The 18940-nt window shown below is 42.2% G+C and carries 17 protein-coding genes and 1 tRNA gene; 9 read left to right on the forward strand and 9 right to left on the reverse strand.

Annotated elements, in window-relative coordinates; translation table 11 throughout:
* Positions 1-6 precede the first annotated feature (6 nt).
* Positions 7-861 (forward strand): SPFH domain-containing protein, encoded by an 855-nt coding sequence (locus H4I94_RS11025; protein WP_092819778.1) that lies wholly within the window; start codon positions 7-9, stop codon positions 859-861.
* A 181-nt stretch (positions 862-1042) separates the two neighbouring features.
* Positions 1043-2533 carry a sodium/proline symporter PutP gene (putP, locus tag H4I94_RS11030; RefSeq protein WP_261183138.1) on the forward strand — a complete coding sequence of 497 codons (1491 nt, stop codon included), beginning with the start codon at positions 1043-1045 and terminating at the stop codon, positions 2531-2533.
* An 81-nt stretch (positions 2534-2614) separates the two neighbouring features.
* Here putP and H4I94_RS11035 read toward each other — a convergent pair whose 3' ends face one another.
* Positions 2615-3523, reverse strand: a complete 909-nt coding sequence (locus H4I94_RS11035; protein ID WP_261183139.1) for a polyprenyl synthetase family protein — start codon at positions 3521-3523, stop codon at positions 2615-2617.
* Between the two features lie 218 nt (positions 3524-3741).
* On the reverse strand, positions 3742-4932 hold the full coding sequence (prpF, locus tag H4I94_RS11040) for a 2-methylaconitate cis-trans isomerase PrpF (RefSeq protein ID WP_131274122.1): 1191 nt from the start codon (positions 4930-4932) through the stop codon (positions 3742-3744).
* Positions 4933-5255: 323 nt separating this feature from the next.
* Between prpF and H4I94_RS11045 the strand changes: the two genes are divergently transcribed.
* Both H4I94_RS11045 and H4I94_RS11050 read left to right on the forward strand, forming a co-directional pair.
* The gene (locus tag H4I94_RS11045) at positions 5256-6611 is read left to right on the forward strand and encodes an amino acid permease (protein WP_092819782.1); all 1356 of its coding nucleotides are present in this window, start codon (positions 5256-5258) and stop codon (positions 6609-6611) included.
* Positions 6612-6701: 90 nt separating this feature from the next.
* Positions 6702-6777 (forward strand) — tRNA-Arg (locus H4I94_RS11050).
* Positions 6778-7148: 371 nt separating this feature from the next.
* On the opposite strand, the gene H4I94_RS11055 is transcribed toward H4I94_RS11050, so the two are convergent.
* Complete coding sequence (locus H4I94_RS11055) at positions 7149-7607, reverse strand: DUF2147 domain-containing protein (protein WP_092819800.1); 459 nt, start codon at positions 7605-7607, stop codon at positions 7149-7151.
* Between the two features lie 225 nt (positions 7608-7832).
* On the opposite strand from H4I94_RS11055, the gene H4I94_RS11060 reads away from it, so the two are divergent.
* The 3 genes from H4I94_RS11060 to H4I94_RS11070 all read left to right on the forward strand — a co-directional run bounded on the left by H4I94_RS11060 (position 7833) and on the right by H4I94_RS11070 (position 11983).
* The gene (locus H4I94_RS11060) at positions 7833-8165 is read left to right on the forward strand and encodes a hypothetical protein (RefSeq protein WP_409976751.1); all 333 of its coding nucleotides are present in this window, start codon (positions 7833-7835) and stop codon (positions 8163-8165) included.
* A 971-nt stretch (positions 8166-9136) separates the two neighbouring features.
* Positions 9137-10435 carry an OmpP1/FadL family transporter gene (locus H4I94_RS11065; RefSeq protein ID WP_166171227.1) on the forward strand — a complete coding sequence of 433 codons (1299 nt, stop codon included), beginning with the start codon at positions 9137-9139 and terminating at the stop codon, positions 10433-10435.
* A 327-nt stretch (positions 10436-10762) separates the two neighbouring features.
* Positions 10763-11983, forward strand: a complete 1221-nt coding sequence (locus H4I94_RS11070; RefSeq protein WP_180081929.1) for an OmpP1/FadL family transporter — start codon at positions 10763-10765, stop codon at positions 11981-11983.
* Positions 11984-12052: 69 nt separating this feature from the next.
* Here the strand turns inward: H4I94_RS11070 and thrH are convergent, their stop codons facing one another.
* Positions 12053-12670, reverse strand: a complete 618-nt coding sequence (gene thrH / locus H4I94_RS11075; protein WP_086196902.1) for a bifunctional phosphoserine phosphatase/homoserine phosphotransferase ThrH — start codon at positions 12668-12670, stop codon at positions 12053-12055.
* A 200-nt stretch (positions 12671-12870) separates the two neighbouring features.
* On the opposite strand from thrH, the gene H4I94_RS11080 reads away from it, so the two are divergent.
* Both H4I94_RS11080 and H4I94_RS11085 read left to right on the forward strand, forming a co-directional pair.
* Complete coding sequence (locus H4I94_RS11080) at positions 12871-13602, forward strand: phosphoadenylyl-sulfate reductase (protein WP_261183141.1); 732 nt, start codon at positions 12871-12873, stop codon at positions 13600-13602.
* 169 nt (positions 13603-13771) lie between these two features.
* Positions 13772-15157: a WS/DGAT/MGAT family O-acyltransferase gene (locus tag H4I94_RS11085; RefSeq protein ID WP_261183142.1), complete on the forward strand. Its 1386-nt coding sequence runs from the start codon at positions 13772-13774 to the stop codon at positions 15155-15157.
* A gap of 77 nt (positions 15158-15234) precedes the next feature.
* Here H4I94_RS11085 and H4I94_RS11090 read toward each other — a convergent pair whose 3' ends face one another.
* The 5 genes from H4I94_RS11090 to mreC all read right to left on the reverse strand — a co-directional run bounded on the left by H4I94_RS11090 (position 15235) and on the right by mreC (position 18927).
* Positions 15235-15405: a PA1571 family protein gene (locus tag H4I94_RS11090; protein WP_086196905.1), complete on the reverse strand. Its 171-nt coding sequence runs from the start codon at positions 15403-15405 to the stop codon at positions 15235-15237.
* A gap of 135 nt (positions 15406-15540) precedes the next feature.
* A complete protein-coding gene (gene rng / locus H4I94_RS11095) occupies positions 15541-16995 on the reverse strand; it encodes a ribonuclease G (RefSeq protein WP_131274128.1) in 1455 nt (484 codons plus the stop codon).
* A gap of 42 nt (positions 16996-17037) precedes the next feature.
* Complete coding sequence (locus tag H4I94_RS11100; RefSeq protein WP_092819807.1) at positions 17038-17604, reverse strand: Maf-like protein; 567 nt, start codon at positions 17602-17604, stop codon at positions 17038-17040.
* On the reverse strand, positions 17592-18083 hold the full coding sequence (gene mreD, locus H4I94_RS11105; protein ID WP_092819808.1) for a rod shape-determining protein MreD: 492 nt from the start codon (positions 18081-18083) through the stop codon (positions 17592-17594). The genes H4I94_RS11100 and mreD overlap by 13 nt, the downstream gene beginning before the upstream one ends.
* Complete coding sequence (gene mreC, locus H4I94_RS11110) at positions 18070-18927, reverse strand: rod shape-determining protein MreC (RefSeq protein ID WP_092819809.1); 858 nt, start codon at positions 18925-18927, stop codon at positions 18070-18072. Before mreC ends, mreD begins: the two co-directional genes overlap by 14 nt.
* Between the last annotated feature and the right edge of the window lie 13 nt (positions 18928-18940).

The raw sequence follows: 18940 nt of genomic DNA on the forward strand, positions 1-18940 counted from the left end.
AATAACATGTCTGGTGGAACAATTATTGTTTTGGCGCTGCTGGTTTTTGCCGGTGTGACCATTTTTAAAGGGGTGCGCATTGTCCCGCAGGGTTATAAGTGGATTGTGCAACGTCTGGGTAAATACCATACCACTCTGGCTCCCGGCCTGAGCTTTGTGATTCCCTATATTGATGAAGTGGCTTATAAAGTCACCACCAAAGATATTGTGCTGGATATTCCTTCGCAGGAAGTGATTACCCGTGACAATGCGGTACTGCTGATGAATGCAGTGGCCTACATTAATATCACCACCCCGGAAAAAGCGGTTTACGGTATTGAAAACTATACCTGGGCCATTCAGAACCTGGTACAAACCTCACTGCGTTCTATTGTCGGTGAAATGGATCTGGATGATGCATTGTCTTCACGTGATCACATTAAAGCCAAACTGAAAGCCGCCATTTCCGATGATATTTCAGATTGGGGCATTACCCTGAAAACCGTGGAAATTCAGGATATTCAGCCTTCATCGACCATGCAGGCGGCTATGGAAGCCCAAGCGGCTGCCGAGCGTCAGCGCCGCGCTACCGTGACCAAGGCAGATGGTGAAAAACAGGCAGCCATTTTAGAAGCCGATGGCCGCCTGGAAGCTTCACGCCGTGATGCAGAAGCGCAAGTTGTCCTGGCTGAAGCCTCACAGAAAGCCATTGAGATGGTCACTTCAGCGGTCGGCGATAAAGAAATTCCGGTCGCTTATTTGCTCGGTGAACAGTATGTCAAAGCCATGCAGGACATGTCGAAGTCCAATAATGCCAAAACTGTGGTGTTGCCTGCCGACATCCTGCATACCATCCGTGGAGTGATGGGACGCAATCAGTAACCTATTCTTTTAACTTGAAAAATAGACAGCAAAGGCTGTCTATTTTTATTTCCGCCACGAAAAAATCTGCAATTTTTTTTAATCTATGGTTAAATTTCGCGTTATTTTTTTGAAATTATTTGTGCTTGTTCTTTAAAAGCCTGTGTTTCGATCTACTGTCCACCGTGTAAATGGATACCGTATGAGCTCCCTGAATCCGACCTTAATCACCTTTCTTTTTTATATTGTCGCCATGGTCGCGATTGGCCTTCTGGCTTATCGCGCGACAGCCAATTTCTCTGATTACATTTTGGGAGGTCGTCGTTTAGGTAGTTTCGTGACGGCGCTCTCTGCCGGTGCTTCAGACATGAGTGGCTGGCTGCTGATGGGCCTTCCGGGCGCAATTTATCTTTCAGGTTTATCTGAAATGTGGATTGCCATTGGTCTGATTATTGGTGCATGGCTTAACTGGCTGCTGGTTGCCGGACGTTTACGTTTACACACCGAAGTACAGCACAATGCCCTGACCTTGCCGGACTATTTTTCCAACCGTTTTAACGACCAGAAGAAAATCCTGCGTGTGGCATCAGCTTTCATCATTTTGATTTTCTTTGCTATTTACTGTGCTTCAGGCATGGTGGCCGGTGCACGCCTGTTTGAAAACATGTTTGGCCTGTCCTATAGCATGGCGCTTTGGATCAGTGCGATTGCCACCATCAGTTATGTTTTTATTGGAGGCTTCCTCGCGGTCAGCTGGACCGATACCATTCAGGCGACATTGATGATTTTTGCCTTGTTACTGACCCCTATTGTGACCATTTTGAGTTTCTCGGACCTGTCTCAAATGACCTTGGCACTTGAGGCAGCACGTCCACAAGCCATGAATGTCATGGGGGATTTGAGCTTTGTGGCGATTATGTCCCTGCTTGCCTGGGGCTTGGGTTATTTTGGTCAACCGCATATTCTGGTGCGTTTTATGGCAGCAGATTCGGTGAAATCCATTCCCAATGCACGCCGTATCGGTATGACCTGGATGACGTTATGTCTAGGTGGTGCGGTGGCAGCAGGCTTCTTTGGGATTGCCTACTTCCAGCAGCATCCGGAACTTGCAGGTGCGGTGACAGCCAATCCTGAAACCGTATTTATGGAATTGACCAAAATCCTGTTCAATCCTTGGGTAGCAGGCATTGTGCTTGCAGCCATTTTGGCCGCGGTGATGAGTACCCTGAGCTGCCAGTTACTGGTCTGCTCAAGTACGCTAACCGAAGATTTTTACAAATCCTTCCTGCGTAAAAACGCATCGCAAACCGAACTGGTCTGGATTGGCCGTCTCATGGTGTTACTGATTGCCCTGCTTGCTATCTGGATGGCTGGAAACCCTGAATCCAAGGTGCTTGGTTTAGTCGCTTATGCCTGGGCGGGCTTTGGTGCGGCTTTTGGTCCATTGATTATTCTGTCCTTGTTCTGGCGTCGTATGACTTTAAATGGCGCACTTGCCGGTATGCTGGTCGGAGCAGTGGTGGTCATTCTGTGGAAAAACCTGTTGGGCGATACCGGTGTTTATGAAATTATTCCGGGCTTCATTGCTTCAATCATTGCCATTGTCGTGGTCAGCCTGCTGGGTAAAGCCCCTTCTGCTGAAGTGACCACCCGTTTCGATGAAGGTGACCGCCTGTATAAAGCATCTAAATAATTTTTACAGTCTAAGCGCGTAAAAAAAAGAGGACTTTAAGTCCTCTTTTTTTGATTCAATTTTGATGAATTTACATTATTTTTAACTTTTACGCGCCAATAAAAATTCTGAAATCTGGTTCAATTCAGCTGCATCTTCAGCAAACATCTCCAAAGCATTAAAGGCTTGATCATGCAGCTCCTTGGCATAGGCTTGAGCTTTTTCCAGCCCCATGAGTGCAGGATAAGTAGATTTATCCACTTGCTCATCCTTGCCCACAGTTTTCCCCAGTACTGCCGTATCGGAAATAATATCCAGAATGTCATCCTGCACCTGAAACGCCAGTCCAATCGCTTGTGCATATTCACGCAGTTTAGGAATGGCAGGATCTGTACCTTCAAATACAGTCACGGCTGCCATCATCACGGCTGCAGAAATCAGGGCGCCGGTTTTATTACGGTGAATAGTTTCCAACGCATCCTGATTCACCTGCTTGCCTTCAGCCTGTAAATCCAGCACCTGACCACAGACCATTTTCGAGCTGGCAGTCGCCAGAATTTGCATCTGTTTTAAAACAATGGCCGGAGCAACTGCCGGGCCCTGGTCAAACAGACGGCTACCCAAGATTTCAAAGGCCATCGACTGCAAGATATCCCCTGCCAGTAATGCCGTATCTTCCCCAAAAGCAACATGACAGGTCGGTTGACCACGACGCAAGGAATCATTATCCATACAGGGTAAATCATCGTGGGCCAGTGAATAACAGTGAATCATTTCAATGGCGACTGCAGCACGGCGTACGGCAGCAAAATTTGCATTCGGTTTTAAAGCAGCGGTGGCATAACAAAGTGCAGGACGTACCCGTTTTCCGCCCAGCATGACCGCATGATACACAGCCCCTTTAAGCGGCTCCGGTATGGAAAATGCGTCTAATGCCGTTAATAAATCTTGTTGAATACGTTGCTGTGCTTGAGTTAATGCATTTGCTTGCACGTCAGTTAAAGATGACACATTCGCCTCGAATACTTTGCTTTGGGAATAGATCGGGAAAATTAAAAATGCTCCGATCTAATATACAACGCTCTTGTCACCTTCGACAGAGAACTTGTGATTCCTCATCTACATGAGAATTGAACCGTCATCATCGTTTAAGCTTGAACCAGGCTAACTTATTGATCAATGACAAGCAGCATGATACTGCTTTCTCGCAAGATTCTCTATCTTGTTTGCTATTTCAAGCTATCTTCCGGAATTCGAACCCAACCTTCCATCAGTACCCGTGCACTGCGGCTCATGACCGCTTTTTTGACTACCCATTGTCCATTTTCCTGAACAGCTTGTGCACCGACTCTTAAAGTACCAGATGGATGCCCGAAGCGTACCGCTTCACGTACTCCGCCACCTGCTGCCAGATTGACCAGCGTTCCAGGAATCGCAGCAGCCGTACCGATCGCCACCGCAGCCGTGCCCATCATGGCATGATGCAGTTTGCCCATCGACAAGGCGCGAACCAGCAAATCGACATCAGTGGTTTGAATGTCTTTACCGCTTGAAGATGTGTAGGCTTTAGGTTTCGATACAAAGGCAATTTTCGGGGTATGTTGGCGCTTTTCCGCTTCGGAAATGTCCTGAATCAGTCCCATCTGTTTGGCGCCATAAGCGCGGATGGTTTCAAAACGTGCCAGAGCTTGGGCATCGCCATTAATGGCATCCTGTAATTCAGTGCCCTCATAGCCAATATCTTCAGCATTCAAGAAGATGGTCGGAATACCGGCATTAATAAAGGTCGCCTGGAAAGTTCCGATTTCCGGCACTTCCAGGGTATCCACGACATTCCCCGTCGGGAACATGGCTCCGCCCTCTTCACCATCATCAGCCGGGTCCAGAAATTCAATTGCAACTTCAGCTGCCGGGAAAGTCACCCCATCCAGTTCAAAATCACCGGTTTCCTGTACCTGTCCGTTGGTGATCGGCACATGGGCAATAATGGTTTTTTGAATATTGGCTTGCCAGATACGAACGGTACAAATGCCATTTTCAGGAATACGTTCTGCATTTACCAAGCCGTTGGAAATGGCAAATGAGCCGACTGCAGCCGTCAAGTTACCGCAGTTGCCGCTCCAGTCCACAAAAGGCTGATCAATCGAAACCTGTCCAAATAAATAATCGACATCATGATCTGGCTGGGTACTTTTAGCCAAAATCACGGTTTTACTGGTACTTGAAGTTGCTCCACCCATGCCATCAATCTGCTTGCCGTATGGATCAGGACTTCCAATTACTCGCAGCAATAACTGATCACGCACTTTTCCAGCCTGCTGTGCAGCTTGCGGCAAGTCATCCAGTTTGAAAAACACACCTTTACTGGTACCGCCACGCATATAGGTTGCTGGAATCTTGATTTGTGGAGCAAAACTCATTTCTCTTTTATCCTTTCATTTATCATTGTTGTACATCGTCAGCAAAATGCTAAAAAGTATCATAGCGATTTTTTGATGAAATAGATGCTTTCTTGACTTAAGTATAAAAAACGGATATCAAACTTTTTTTTATCATTAACATCATTTTATTTTATGTAATAAAAAATAAAATTAATTCCTTGATTCGAAATTAAAATATATAAAATATGTTTTTTGTGATTATTTTTTAACAACCTCCCTCCTGGCCCTGTACTAGGCTTATACATTTCAATCTATTACAATCCATTACAATCCTTTCCTTACACATTGTCGGGCTGAATACTTTGAACAACGAGTCTTCCAAACTTCAGCGTGGCTTAAAGAACCGTCATATCCAACTGATCGCCATGGGCGGTGCAATTGGGACAGGCTTATTCTTAGGTTCCGCACAGGTCATCCAATCTGCTGGCCCTTCCATTATTCTGGGTTATGCCATTGGTGGTTTAATCGCCTTTTTAATCATGCGCCAACTGGGTGAAATGATTGTACATGAGCCTGTAGCAGGATCATTTAGCCATTTTGCCTTTAAATATTGGGGCAAATTCCCGGGCTTCCTGGCGGGCTGGAATTACTGGATCTTATACATTCTAGTGGCCATGACAGAGCTGACTGCAGTCGCCAAATATATCAATTACTGGTGGCCGCATATTCCTGCATGGGCTTCGGTACTGTTCTTTTTCATTGTCATTACTCTGGTCAATCTCGGCAATGTGAAGTTTTATGGCGAATCCGAATTCTGGCTTTCCATTGTTAAAGTGACTGCCGTGATTTCCATGATTGTTTTCGGTTTGTATTTATTGCTGACCGCAGATGCAGGTTCGACCTCTTCATTTAGCAATCTCTGGGCACATGGCGGTTTCTTCCCGAATGGTTTTGAAGGCCTGTTCTATATGCTGGCTTTCCTCATGTTCGCCTTTGGCGGTATTGAACTGATTGGTATGGCGGCTGCGGAAGCCAAAGACCCGGAAAAAACCATTCCTAAAGCCATTAACCAGGTCGTTTTTCGTATCCTAATTTTCTATGTGGGTTCACTTACGATTCTTTTATCCTTAGTGCCTTGGAACCAGCTAGACCTCGGTGGTCTGGATAAAAGCCCATTTGTGATGATTTTCAGTCAACTCGGTATTGGCTGGGCAGCGCACTTACTGAACTTCATTATCTTGACTGCGGCACTGTCTGTTTATAACAGCGGTATGTATGCCAATAGCCGTATGCTGTATGGTCTGGCACAGCAAGGCAATGCACCAAGAGCGTTCCTGAAAGTGAATAAACAAGGTGTACCTATTCCTGCTGTTTTATTCTCGGCCCTGCTTATTTTCGGTTGTGTGCTTTTAAACTACTTTGTTCCAGAAGACGCTTTAGGTCACTTGATGTACGTGGTCGTGGGTGCATTGGTTCTTAACTGGGCCATGATCAGTCTGACGCATTTGAAATTCAAACAGGCTGTCAAAAACGCTGCGATTCAAACCAAGTTCCCGGCACTCTGGGCTCCTGTCAGCAATTATGTGGTACTGATCTTTATTGCAACAGTCCTTTATATTATGTGGACCCAAGGTTTTAAAGAATCTGTACTGATGATTCCAGTCTGGATTGTGCTGATGTTTGGCCTATTCAAAAGCCTAAATGCGAAGAAATCTTAAGCGCAAAATTCATTTAACTCATTTTAAAAAGTTATTGTTTCGACAATAACTTTTTTTTTACCGGTATTTGCGCTAAATTAGCTGCGCATTGCGCCCTTAGCTTAACTGGATAGAGCAGTTGCCTCCTAAGCGACCGACGTGGGTTCGAGTCCCGCAGGGCGCACCATCATTTTTCCTAAACTTAGCAGCACATAGCTCTAAGCACATTGATTTTTAAATATTTTTTAAATTTATTAACCGCATATAATTCAACAAAACCGCCCATAGTTGCAATTAATGAGTACACGAATGACTATATAAATAGTTCTATTTATACCCAAGCTGATTTTCAATTGATAACAAATGGAAGCGAACGAGTTTAAAGTTTTTAGATATTAATTTTATACATGTAAAAAATGATTGAGGGAATAACTATATGATATATATAATTAAACACCCCGCTCATTTGCTTTTTATATACTTTTAACTATAAGAACATTTAATGGGTTTTGTTTTTAGCAACTTGAGAAATGTTCACTCTAATTACGTAAAACTCTATTAGAGTTTTTTCCATGTCATATTACTCATGGTATTACTACTTTTAGATTTACCCTGAACTTTAAGCTGATCCTTCGATGCGTTTATACGAGCATCAACATTATAGACCTGACCATCTTGTGTATTAATCCATACACCCTTAGTGAATTGCTGATGATTACTATCGGCAACAAGTCCTCTTAAAGTCTCCATCCCGAAAATCGGCTGATTTTTCAGAACACCCCGACATTTAGTACAGGTTTCAGCAACTGGCGCACCAGGCAACGGATAATTTTTAGTGACAACAGCACTGTACTGCCCTGTTTTAGAATTTTTGCGAATCACAATATCTGAAATATAATATCCGGTACGGTCATCTATGACCTTCCATGTGCCAATTAACGGGTCAAAAGGCATGGCATTTAATGGGTTGATAAGCCCCAGCAGTAGTGCAACAGCACCAATAAATTTAAACTTCATATAAAGATATTTTACAACTAAGTTAGAAAAGAAGCACAAGTGTGTATAAAGCGCGGGGGATTATAGCAATTATTTTTTTTCAAAAGACAAAAAATTCATCAAGATGAAACACATACCCTATCCTAGGTTCGAACAAAAAGTAGTTCAACAATGTAATTGCGTTGGGTTTTCTTTTTCTCATTTCCTCTTATAATTCATCTACCAATAACAACATAAAACCATGAAATCAAAAATACGAACCGGCCCTACTTCTCTATTGCTATCAGCGGCTGCCAAAAGCAATCTGAAGAAGCCATCGCTTCTGAACCAGTTGTTGATCCAGGGGTAAAAGCTCAATTCGAAGAATCAGATGCCAAGATCGAACAATTCCTGAATCAATTGGATAACCCAGACACTAAACAAAAAGTGCGGAAACAGGTCCTGTGTACAAATTATCCTTCTGAATACAAAAAGAATTACATACCAGCACTATTAAAGCTTTCTCCTAAAAATTACACTACTGAAGTCATGTTGCTTTCTGATCTGGAAAAGGCATTGGATGGCTATGGATTACGATAAAGTAAAACACAACATTCAATGCTGAACTTAATTGTAAATTGCAGGTGAGCTGTTATGGAAAGAGCTGTTATTGCAGTAATTCTCATTATTATCGTGATATTACTGATCACTTTTTATTTCAAGAAAAAATAACTCACCTGCTTATTTATAAAGCAAATCTAAACAGTACTGTCATTTTATAGGTGTATATTCACACCCTGATACTACGGATAGTATTCGATCGCACAGACCCACTTCGGTGGGTTTCTTTATATTTTTCTTCAAATTAACATTGCCAAATGCTATCACGACTTTAGTATTTTCTTAATTATATAAATTAAATATCCCATGTCTGACTTTTAGATATCTTTAAGTGAATACCTTACAACTGTCCACACGATACCATCTAGGATCATTCAAAAGATACTCAGTTCTGGTATCAAAATAACCTCAAATCACCATGAGATTAAACTTGATTTAAGCATCATTTTACATGAATTTCATTATTCAAAATTTCACTGGTCTAAGCTGACAATAAGATAAGAATTTTGTACTCCTCGAATGAAATATAAAGATCAATAATCCAAGCAATTAAAATTTAATGCTTTGAACTGCTATTGTTTAATTTCAATTATTACGCTTAAAAAGAGAACTCTATCACATAAAAATATGATACTTTTTATGATAAATGATCACTTTTTAATCAAATAAATATTCAAACAAAATAATTATCAATTAAATTTAATTTATTATTTTTCAATTATTTAAAATAAACTATTAGTATAAATTTAGACTAAAAACTCTAATAAGTTCATTTTTTAAACTCTATAGTTTTTTATAGAGCATTTACTCTTTTTTTTATTGTGCTATTTTTGTCACATGGAGTAACAAATGATATCTGGTTATATAACTGATATTAGGAAAATAAATTTAGCGCATTCAAAAACACAAATCAGCCGTAATAAAATTTGTACCTCAAGGAAAGACACAAAATGAAATTAAAAACTCTTAGTACCGCAATGATTCTTGCAACAGTACCAATGACGGGTGCATTTGCAGCTGCACTAGATCGCTCAGGTCAATCTATTTCAGCCTTCCTACAACCGGGTAACTATTTCGAAGCGGGTATTTCTGTTTTAGATCCAAATGTTTCAGGTAAAGTAAATAATGGATATACTCCAAACCCAGCAGCTCCAGCAAGTGCTATTGGGCTTCAAAATACAAACTTATCAGATATGGGAGATGATTATTATTTTCCAAGTGCAGCATTAAAATTACAGCTTACTGATAATTTCTCTTTTGGCTTAATTTACGATCAGCCTTTCGGAGCTGATGCAACTTATTCAGCCACAGACTCAAGTTCACCTGCTGTACTACCAGGTGCATTAGCCGCATTTCAAGGTCAAGGTTTATTCCATAATGGTTCTGAATCAACTAAAGTTGAAGTAAAAACACAAAATATATCAATGCTATTTGGTTTCCAACCAAATAAAAATTTAAATTTTTATGCAGGTCCAGTTTATCAAACTGTTGAAGGTGACGTTCAATTACGTGGTCTAGCATATGGCGGTAGCAGTACATTTGGCTCTTATAATGCCAATATGGAAGAAGACGGTTCAGTCGGTTGGTTAGCTGGTTTTGCTTATCAAATTCCTGATATTGCTCTCAAAGCATCTTTAACCTATCGTTCTGAAATTGACCATGATGCAAAAACCACCGAAACTTTTAATACAGGTTTATTTGCTGGTCTTAACCTACAACCAAATTCAAGTACTTCAATCACGACACCACAATCTGTTAACCTGGATTTCCAAACCGGCATCATGGCAGATACCGTAGCATTTGCTAATGTACGCTGGGTTGAATGGTCTAACTTCTCCATTCGCCCACCTAAATTTGGTACAGCTAGTGTACAAGCACCTGTTGTAGCTTCAACTGGAAAACCAAATGGCTTTGATTTAGTTGCATATTCCGATGATCAAATTTCTGCAACTGTTGGTGTTGGTCGTAAACTGAATGAGCAATGGGCTGGTAACGTTTCCGTAGGTTATGATACTGGTGCAGGCAATCCGGTATCTACCCTTGGTCCAACAGAAGGTTACTGGAATGTTGGTTTAGGTTTACAATTCAGCCCAGCACCAAACTACTTCATCGCGGGTGGTGTGAAATACTTCTGGTTAGGTGATGCTAAAGCACAATCTGGCGCACAATTTGGTACTCCTAATACAGTTGCTAGCTTTGAAGACAACAATGCACTTGCATACGGCTTAAAAATTGGTTACCGCTTCTAATTTTATTTAACCAAACAATAAAAGACCATTGTTCGCAATGGTCTTTTTTCAGTCTTTGATTAGCATTTAATATACATTTATAAATTAATAGCTGTATTTTCCATCAAACGGTTAATTTTTTATTTTGAAATTTACTTCATTCTTCATAATTTTCTTTTTATTTAAAAATCATAAAGATAACTTAACAAAAATAGAATTATTACTCTATCAAGCATCATTTGTGTGCTTACAAGTCAATTATTAAACTCTAGCAGAGTATTTACTCTTTTTTTATTTATGTTACTTTTCCAGCACTTTTAGTTACAAAATGGCATCAGGGAAAGAACCATGAAGCTCAACAAAATATATTCAGCAGTTTTAATTAGCTTACTTCCATCTACTTCAGTATTTGCCGCTGGCTTAGATCGCTCAGGTCAATCTATCGCCGCATTTTTACAACCCGGAAATTATTTTGAAGCAGGCATTTCTATTTTAGACCCTGAAGTTTCAGGTAAAGATAAGTCTGGAAATACGGCTACAGATATGGCTGGTGACTACTATTTCCCACATGCTGCTTTGAAAGTTCAAGCGAATGAACACTTTTCTGTAGGTTTAATTTACGATCAACCTTATGGTGCGGATGCAGAATACTCTGGAAATAATAATTTTGTAGAAAATCATCCTGTTCCTTTTAAAGGTGGCACCTCTGTCGAAGTAGATACACAAAACTTAAATCTCATATTAGGCTACCAACCGACTCAGAATTGGAACTTATATGCAGGTGCCGTATATCAAACTGTGGATGGTACAGTACTACTTCGTGGTACTACCTATAGTGCTTTTAATGGCTACGATTTCAGAACGGGTGAAGATGAGTCGGCAGGCTGGTTAGCAGGTGTTGCATATCAAATTCCGGAAATTGCACTCAAAGCTTCCGTCACCTATCGTTCAGAAATCAAGCACAAGATCAATGCTTATGAACGCTTTAATGCTGCAGGCATGACAGGCAATACCCTATTAGATAATGCAATGACTGCCTTGAATGCATCTTCAGGACAAACTGAATTAACCACGCCACAATCTGTCAATGTTGATTTACAGAGCGGCATTATGGCGGACACTGTTGCCTTTGCAAATCTGCGTTGGGTGGATTGGTCTAATTTTAAAGTTCAACCCTACAATTTTGGAAAACTCTCTCAAATGCTTGGACAAGCAGGTCTGGTACCGGGAAAACCGAATGGCTTTAATCTAATTGACTATAAAGACGATCAAATTTCTGCAACAGTAGGCCTAGGCCGTAAACTGAATGAACGTTGGGGTGCCAATGTCTCTGTAGGCTGGGATTCAGGTGCGGGTAATCCAGTCACTACCCTTGGTCCAACCGAAGGCTACTGGAATCTGGGAACAGGTGTGCGCTTCTCCCCTGCTGAAAATTACTTTATCGGAGCAGGTGTGAAATATTTCTGGTTAGGTGATGCTGATGCTGTGACTGGAGCGCATACCCAAGCAGGACAATTTGCAGATAACCATGCTATCGCTTATGGTTTGAATGTAGGTTATAAATTCTAAATATATTTTATATGTTTAAAAAAGGCGTACCCGATGGTACGCCTTTTTTACTTATATAAATATAAGGATTTAAGCTGGAATATTACGCACTGAAGCATTACGAATCGCTTCTTTTAATGCATCATACCCATGAATCGGTGGAAACTGTGGGAATTCCGCAATGACATTTTCCGGTGCATCAAACAAGAACCCGTGGTCTGCTTCGCCCAGCATTGTGGTGTCGTTATAAGAATCGCCTGCTGCAATCACACGGAAGTTCAAACCGTGCAGTGCTTTAACGGCCTGGCGCTTTTGATCTGGCTGACGAAGTTTATAAGCGGTGATCATGCCATTTTCATCCGTTTCTAACTTGTGACAGAAAATGGTTGGCCAATCCAGTTGCTTCATTAAAGGATGAGCAAACTCATAGAACGTATCTGAAAGAATAATCAATTGAAAATGAGTGCTGACCCATTTCACAAATTCTTTTGCCCCCGGGAAAGGTCCCATCTCTGCAATTACTTCCTGAATATCGTTTAAGCCCAAACCGTGTTCTTTTAAGATATTCAGGCGCTGCGTCATTAACACATCGTAGTCTGGAATATCACGTGTAGTGGCTTCCAATGCTTTAATTCCTGTTTTTTTGGCAAAGTTAATCCAAATTTCCGGAACCAGCACCCCTTCAAGATCAAGACATACGATTTCCATGGGTTCTCCCAATGTCAGTGAAAAAATTTTGCGTTATGATAGCTTAAAAATAGATATTTCAGGGGCTGTTTTTTAAATCTATTTTATTCATAAGCATTTATTTTTTAGTGCTAAGCAGCTTATTTCAATTCTATTAGAATCATTGTGAATTAAATTAATATAGGTTTTTAAGTGTCCAAGCCTATACGCCAGGAACTGTCATGACTCCAATCCCTACCATTGACCTTGTTGATGCACTTGCATCTGAATATGCCGACAAATCTCCCAGCGAGATTCTGGAACTTGCTTTAAGTCAAGAAGGTGAAATTGCCATTTCATTTTCGGGTGCTGAAGATGTGGTTTTAATTGATATGGCTTCTCATTTGGGCAAACCTTTTCGTGTCTTCAGTCTCGATACCGGTCGTTTGCATCTAGAAACCTATCAGTTTATCGACCAAGTTCGTAAACACTATAATATTGAAATCGAAATCTGCTTCCCTGAAACAGAAACGATGCAAAAACTGGTGACTGAAAAAGGTTTATTCAGCTTCTATCAGGATGGTCATCAGGAATGTTGCGGTATCCGTAAAGTTCAACCCTTACGTAAAAAGCTGGCGACATTAGATGGCTGGATTACCGGTCAACGTAAAGATCAAAGCCCGGGTACTCGCAATGAAATTCCAGTCGTTCAGGCCGATGCCGGTTTTTCCGGTCCAGGAAAACAACTGATTAAATATAATCCCTTGGCAAACTGGTCAAGTTCCGACGTATGGAACTATATCCGTATGATGGAAATTCCGTATAATCCGCTGCATGAACGTGGTTTTATTTCGATTGGCTGTGAACCCTGCACCCGCCCAGTATTACCGAATCAACACGAACGTGAAGGCCGCTGGTGGTGGGAGGAAGCGACCCATAAAGAATGCGGATTACATGCAGGAAATTTAAAATAATATTTTAAAAAAATCACTGTTATTCAGTGATTTTTTTTAACTTATGATTACACATAAAGCAGTTCATTTCTTTTTGAAAAAAGATATACTAAAAACACCTTTTCATATAATTCTAACAAGCCTGTTTATATAAGAACAGTCATAAAATTGCAGTGAGGCATTCAACGCTATGCGTCCATTACACCCAATTGACTTTATTTTCCTGTCGCTGGAAAAACGTCAGCAACCGATGCATGTCGGTGGGCTGTTCCTGTTTCAAATTCCCGACAATGCGCCTGAGACCTTCATTCAAGACCTCGTTGCTGATATTCGTAAATCCAAATGTCTTCCTGTTACACCTTTTAATAATAAACTCAATGGCCTCTTTTGGGATGAAGACCAAGAATTTGATTTAGACCATCATTTCCGCCACATTGCACTCCCGCATCCCGGTCGAATCCGTGAATTGCTGACTTATATTTCACAAGAACATAGCGCACTGCTTGATCGTGCCAAACCCCTCTGGACCTGTAACATTATTGAAGGGATTGAAGGCAATCGCTTTGCCATGTACTTTAAAATTCATCATGCCATGGTCGATGGTATTGCCGGTATGCGTCTGGTAGAAAAATCCCTGTCGCAAGATCCAAATGCCAAAAGCATTGTGCCACTCTGGTGTGTTGAAGGTCCTCGCGCGAAACGTATTAAAAATCCCCCAAAGAGCCGCATCAAAAAAATCATGGGGACTTTAAAGGATCAATTGGAAGCAACGCCAAAAGTCATGTATGAATTATCCCAGACGATTTTTAAAGATATGGGACGCAATCCTGACTATGTTTCAAGTTTCCAGGCACCCAGCAGTATTTTAAATCAACGCGTAAGTTCTTCTCGTCGTTTTGCTGCACAATCTTTTGAGCTGGGTCGTTTAAGCAGGATTGCCAAAACACTCGGTGTCACCATTAATGATGTGGTACTGGCCATCTGTTCCGGCGCACTGCGTGAATATTTGCTCAGTCAACATGCATTGCCGAAAAAACCGCTGATCGCGATGGTACCGGCCTCGATTCGTGATGACAATTCCGATGTCTCTAACCGTATTACCATGATTCTAGCCAATTTAGGCACGAATAAAGAAACCCCATTAGAACGCCTGCAAATTATTCGTCGTAGCGTGTTAAATGCGAAACAGCGTTTTAAACGCATGAACTCCAATCAAATTTTAAACTACAGTGCGTTGGTTTATGGTGCAGCCGGCTTAAATATTGTGTCCGGCATGATGCCTAAACGCCAAGCCTTCAATATTGTGATTTCTAACGTGCCCGGGCCACGTGAACCGCTCTACTGGAATGGGGCAAAGCTGGATGCCCTGTATCCAGCTTCGATTGTGCTGGATGGACAGGCGCTCAACATTACCATGACTAGCTATCTGGATAAGTTGGAGGTGGGTTTAACTGGTTGTCGCCATGCCTTACCGAAGATGCAAAACCTGCTCACACACCTGGAAGATGAAATTCAGCGCTTTGAAGAGATTGTAGGACAAGATATTCCGCCAAAGAAGTTGAGAGCGGTGAGTTAGCCGCCATTTCAAAAAAGTGAATAGTAAATTAATAAAGGGGCCTTTCAAAGGCCCCTTTATTTTATCTTTGCATGAGATTAATTTTTAATTGCGCGACATTGATTTAATAGTTGATGGCAAACTGAATGAATCATGGCAGCTGTAATTTGAACTTCTTTACCCTGCTCATTGACGATATAACCGTTTTGGCTCATTTTATTATCTGTAACTTTCGTATTTTGTTGAACTGCTACTTGGCTTATACTCATGTCATACCTCTTTTTTTGCTAAGCCAAAACTGGGAGATTTTGGCTTTGGCTACTGTGTACGACTAGTATTCAAAATTCAGCTTAAAAAGTAAAATTTCAGATGTAACAAGTGTTTAACGATATTCTGTTACAATTTCAGCTCAGAATGATATCGTATTGCTCTTGCGTATATAGATTTTCCACCTGGAATTTGATGATACGCCCTATAAAGTGCTCCAAATCAGCCACAGCAGGTGCTTCCGCTGTTAACAATCGGTCAATCACCGAAGGATGTGCAACCACGGTAAAACCACTTTTAGATTCAAAAGCACGTGCATATCTCAAAATTTCCCGAAAAATTTCGTAACACACTGTCTCTGCCGTTTTGACATAGCCACGCCCCTGACAAGTTGGACACGATTCACATAATAAGTGTTCTAAAGATTCACGGGTACGTTTCCGGGTCATTTCCACCAGACCCAGTTCCGAAACCTGGGTGATTTTGGTTTTGGCATGATCACGTTCCAGCATACGCTCAAACTGGCTCATTACTTCTTCACGATGCTGGGCTTCCTGCATATCAATGAAGTCAATAATGATAATGCCTCCCAGATTACGTAAGCGCAGCTGACGGGCAATGACCTGAGTGGCTTCCATATTTGTTTTAAATACGGTGTCTTCAAGCGTGCGACCGCCGACATAGGAACCGGTATTGACATCTATGGTAGTCATGGCTTCAGTCTGGTCGATCATCAGATAGCCGCCAGACTTCAACGCTACACGGGTTTGCAGCGCCTTCTGAATATCTTCTTCAACATTGTATAAATCGAAAATTGGACGCTCACCCGGATAGTGAACCAAGCGGTCTTGCATACTCGGTACAAACTCAAGGACAAATTCTTGCAATTTTGCATGTATTTCACGTGAATCGACTGAGATTTTAGCGGTATCTTCATTGGCCAAATCGCGAATCACGCGCTGTGGTAGCGGCAATTCTTCAAAAATCAGTGAAGGTACTGCAATGCTTTTTTGCTTGCGCTGAATAAATTCCCAAAGCTTGGCCAAATACGCCATATCCTGCGCAATTTCAGCTTCAGGAATCCCCTCTGCCGCGGTACGGACAATGACGCTGCCGGGTAATTTATGCTCGCTTTGAATCCGTTCGATCATTGAACGTAATCGATCTCGCTCTTCTTCAGATTCAATGCGTTGTGATACACCGATATGATGACCATAAGGCATCAGTACCAGATAGCGTGAAGGAATGGAAAGATCGGTAGAAAGACGGGCACCTTTGGTCCCGAGCATATCCTTCATCACTTGCACCGTGAGAATTTGACCGGGCTGAAGCAGTTCAAAAACATTGGGGGTTGGTTGATTACGGGGCCAGACCATATCATTGATATGTAGAAAAGCGGTTCGAGAAAGACCAATATCGACAAAAGCAGCCTGCATACCCGGAAGTACACGCACCACTTTACCTTTATAAATATTGCCCACCAATCCACGCTTCACCGTACGCTCAACAAATAATTCATTGACCGTGCCGTTCTGGATTAAAGCCACACGACATTCCATAGGTGTGACGTTAATCAACAACTCGTCAGACATAATAAAACTCAAAACATTATAAAAATTCTTTTTTGAGGTCAGTTAATTTAGTGCTTTAACTGCCTGTAATAACTGTGCGGTTTCGTGTAAAGGCAAACCCACGACATTGCTATAACTGCCTTCTATACGGGGAATATAACGCGATGCGATACCTTGAATGGCATAACCACCCGCTTTGCCTAAGGGCTCCCCGGTTGCCCAATAACTTTCCATATCATTGAGACTTAATTTTTGAAACTCAACCTGCGTCCGTACCACTATACTTGATTTTTCTTTTCTTGTACGCACACAAACACCTGAAAACACATCATGCTTGCGCCCGGAAATGCGCTGCCACATTTCAAAAGCATGTTGTTTTGATTCAGGTTTACCTAAAATTTGATCATCCACCCCCAAACTGGTGTCAGCGGCGATGACGATGGCATCCGGAAATCGCTCCAACACGGCTTGAGCCTTGCTGCAGGCTAAACGTTCGACATAGGCGGCAACATCTTCTCCGTCAAGAACAGATTCATCGATATCCGGACTATAAATCTCAAAATCTAGACCCAATTGTTGCAATAGTTCCCGGCGCCGTGGAGAACTCGAAGCCAGAATTAAACGCGCCATTTTTTTAGCATAAAGTACATGACCGGGAAAACCAGCACACTGCTCAATAAAGGCTGCCAGTGCCGGGTAAGGGAGAACTGCAAGCCGCCCATAATTTGAAGAATCCAGGTCAAAAATAAATGTGCCAGCACGGCCAGGAAGCTAATTACCCAGAGATTGCCAAAAGTCATGATACGGCGCTCACGGGTTAAAAACCGGACAATAAAGGTAATCAACACAAAACTTAGCGCATTCATGCCTAAAGGGGCATCCACCAGCAGGTCGGTGAACATGCCGGTGGCAAAGGCAAACCAGATTCCGCACCATGTAGGTTGGCACATCACCCAAAACAGCATGAGCAGCAACATGAATAAGGGACGTGCGCCTGACACGGCATAAGACAATGGATAAACCATCAGCACCGAACAGACAATGACTGAAACAATAATCGCGATTAAAGGATCACGATTGGTTTCGGCACGTAATTTAGCGAGTGGCATGCGGCTGCTCCATCGCTAATGAATCGGAAAACAGCACCACCACATGATGTCCACCGGCCAGTTGCGCGGCTGGAATGACCTCAATCTGGGCAAACTCACCCGAATTGTGCCGGTTGACTTTGGACACCGTACCGACCAGATAGCCTGCCGGGAAATGCGCCCCCAGACCTGAGCTATAGACTTTTTCACCGACCTTGACATTGGCACTGGTCGGAACATATTCCATCTTCAAATGACCTAAATCACCTGTACCCGATACAATGGCACGCATCCCGGTATGTTCTAAACGCACAGAGAGCGAGTGCTCTTTATCGGACAGCAACATAATACGGCTACTATGCGAATTGACATTGATGATTTGCCCCATAATCCCTTTATCGTCCAGTACGGTTTGACCGACCTTGAGCTGACTGCTGGAACCACGGTTAATCACAATAATATGCCGTAAAGGATCTGCATCGGTACCGATGACTTCTGCAATTTCCATGCGCCCATCAATAATCAAAGGTGTATCCAGCAGACCTCTTAAACGGGTATTTTCGGCAGAAAGTTCAGATAATTTTTGCAGACGAACCTGAGCCTGCAACAACTCGGCTTGCATCGCAGTATTTTCACGACGTAACTGGGCTTCAGACTTGGTTTGTTGATTGAGCCATTCTCGCGACAACACCGGATAACTTGCGAGGGCATAAATCGGATTATATGCCGCATACAAGACATCACGTGCGGGCTGAATCACCTGAGGCATGCGCCAGTTAAAAAACAGCACAACCAGACATGTGATCACCGCAATGATAAATGAGCGAAAAGATGGCGGTTGTCTGGAAAACAGTTGTGTTTGCACCGCCTGGTTCCTA

It is taken from the genome of Acinetobacter sp. T_3_1, from assembly GCF_025377055.1.
Classification (GTDB): Bacteria; Pseudomonadota; Gammaproteobacteria; order Pseudomonadales; family Moraxellaceae; genus Acinetobacter; species Acinetobacter kookii.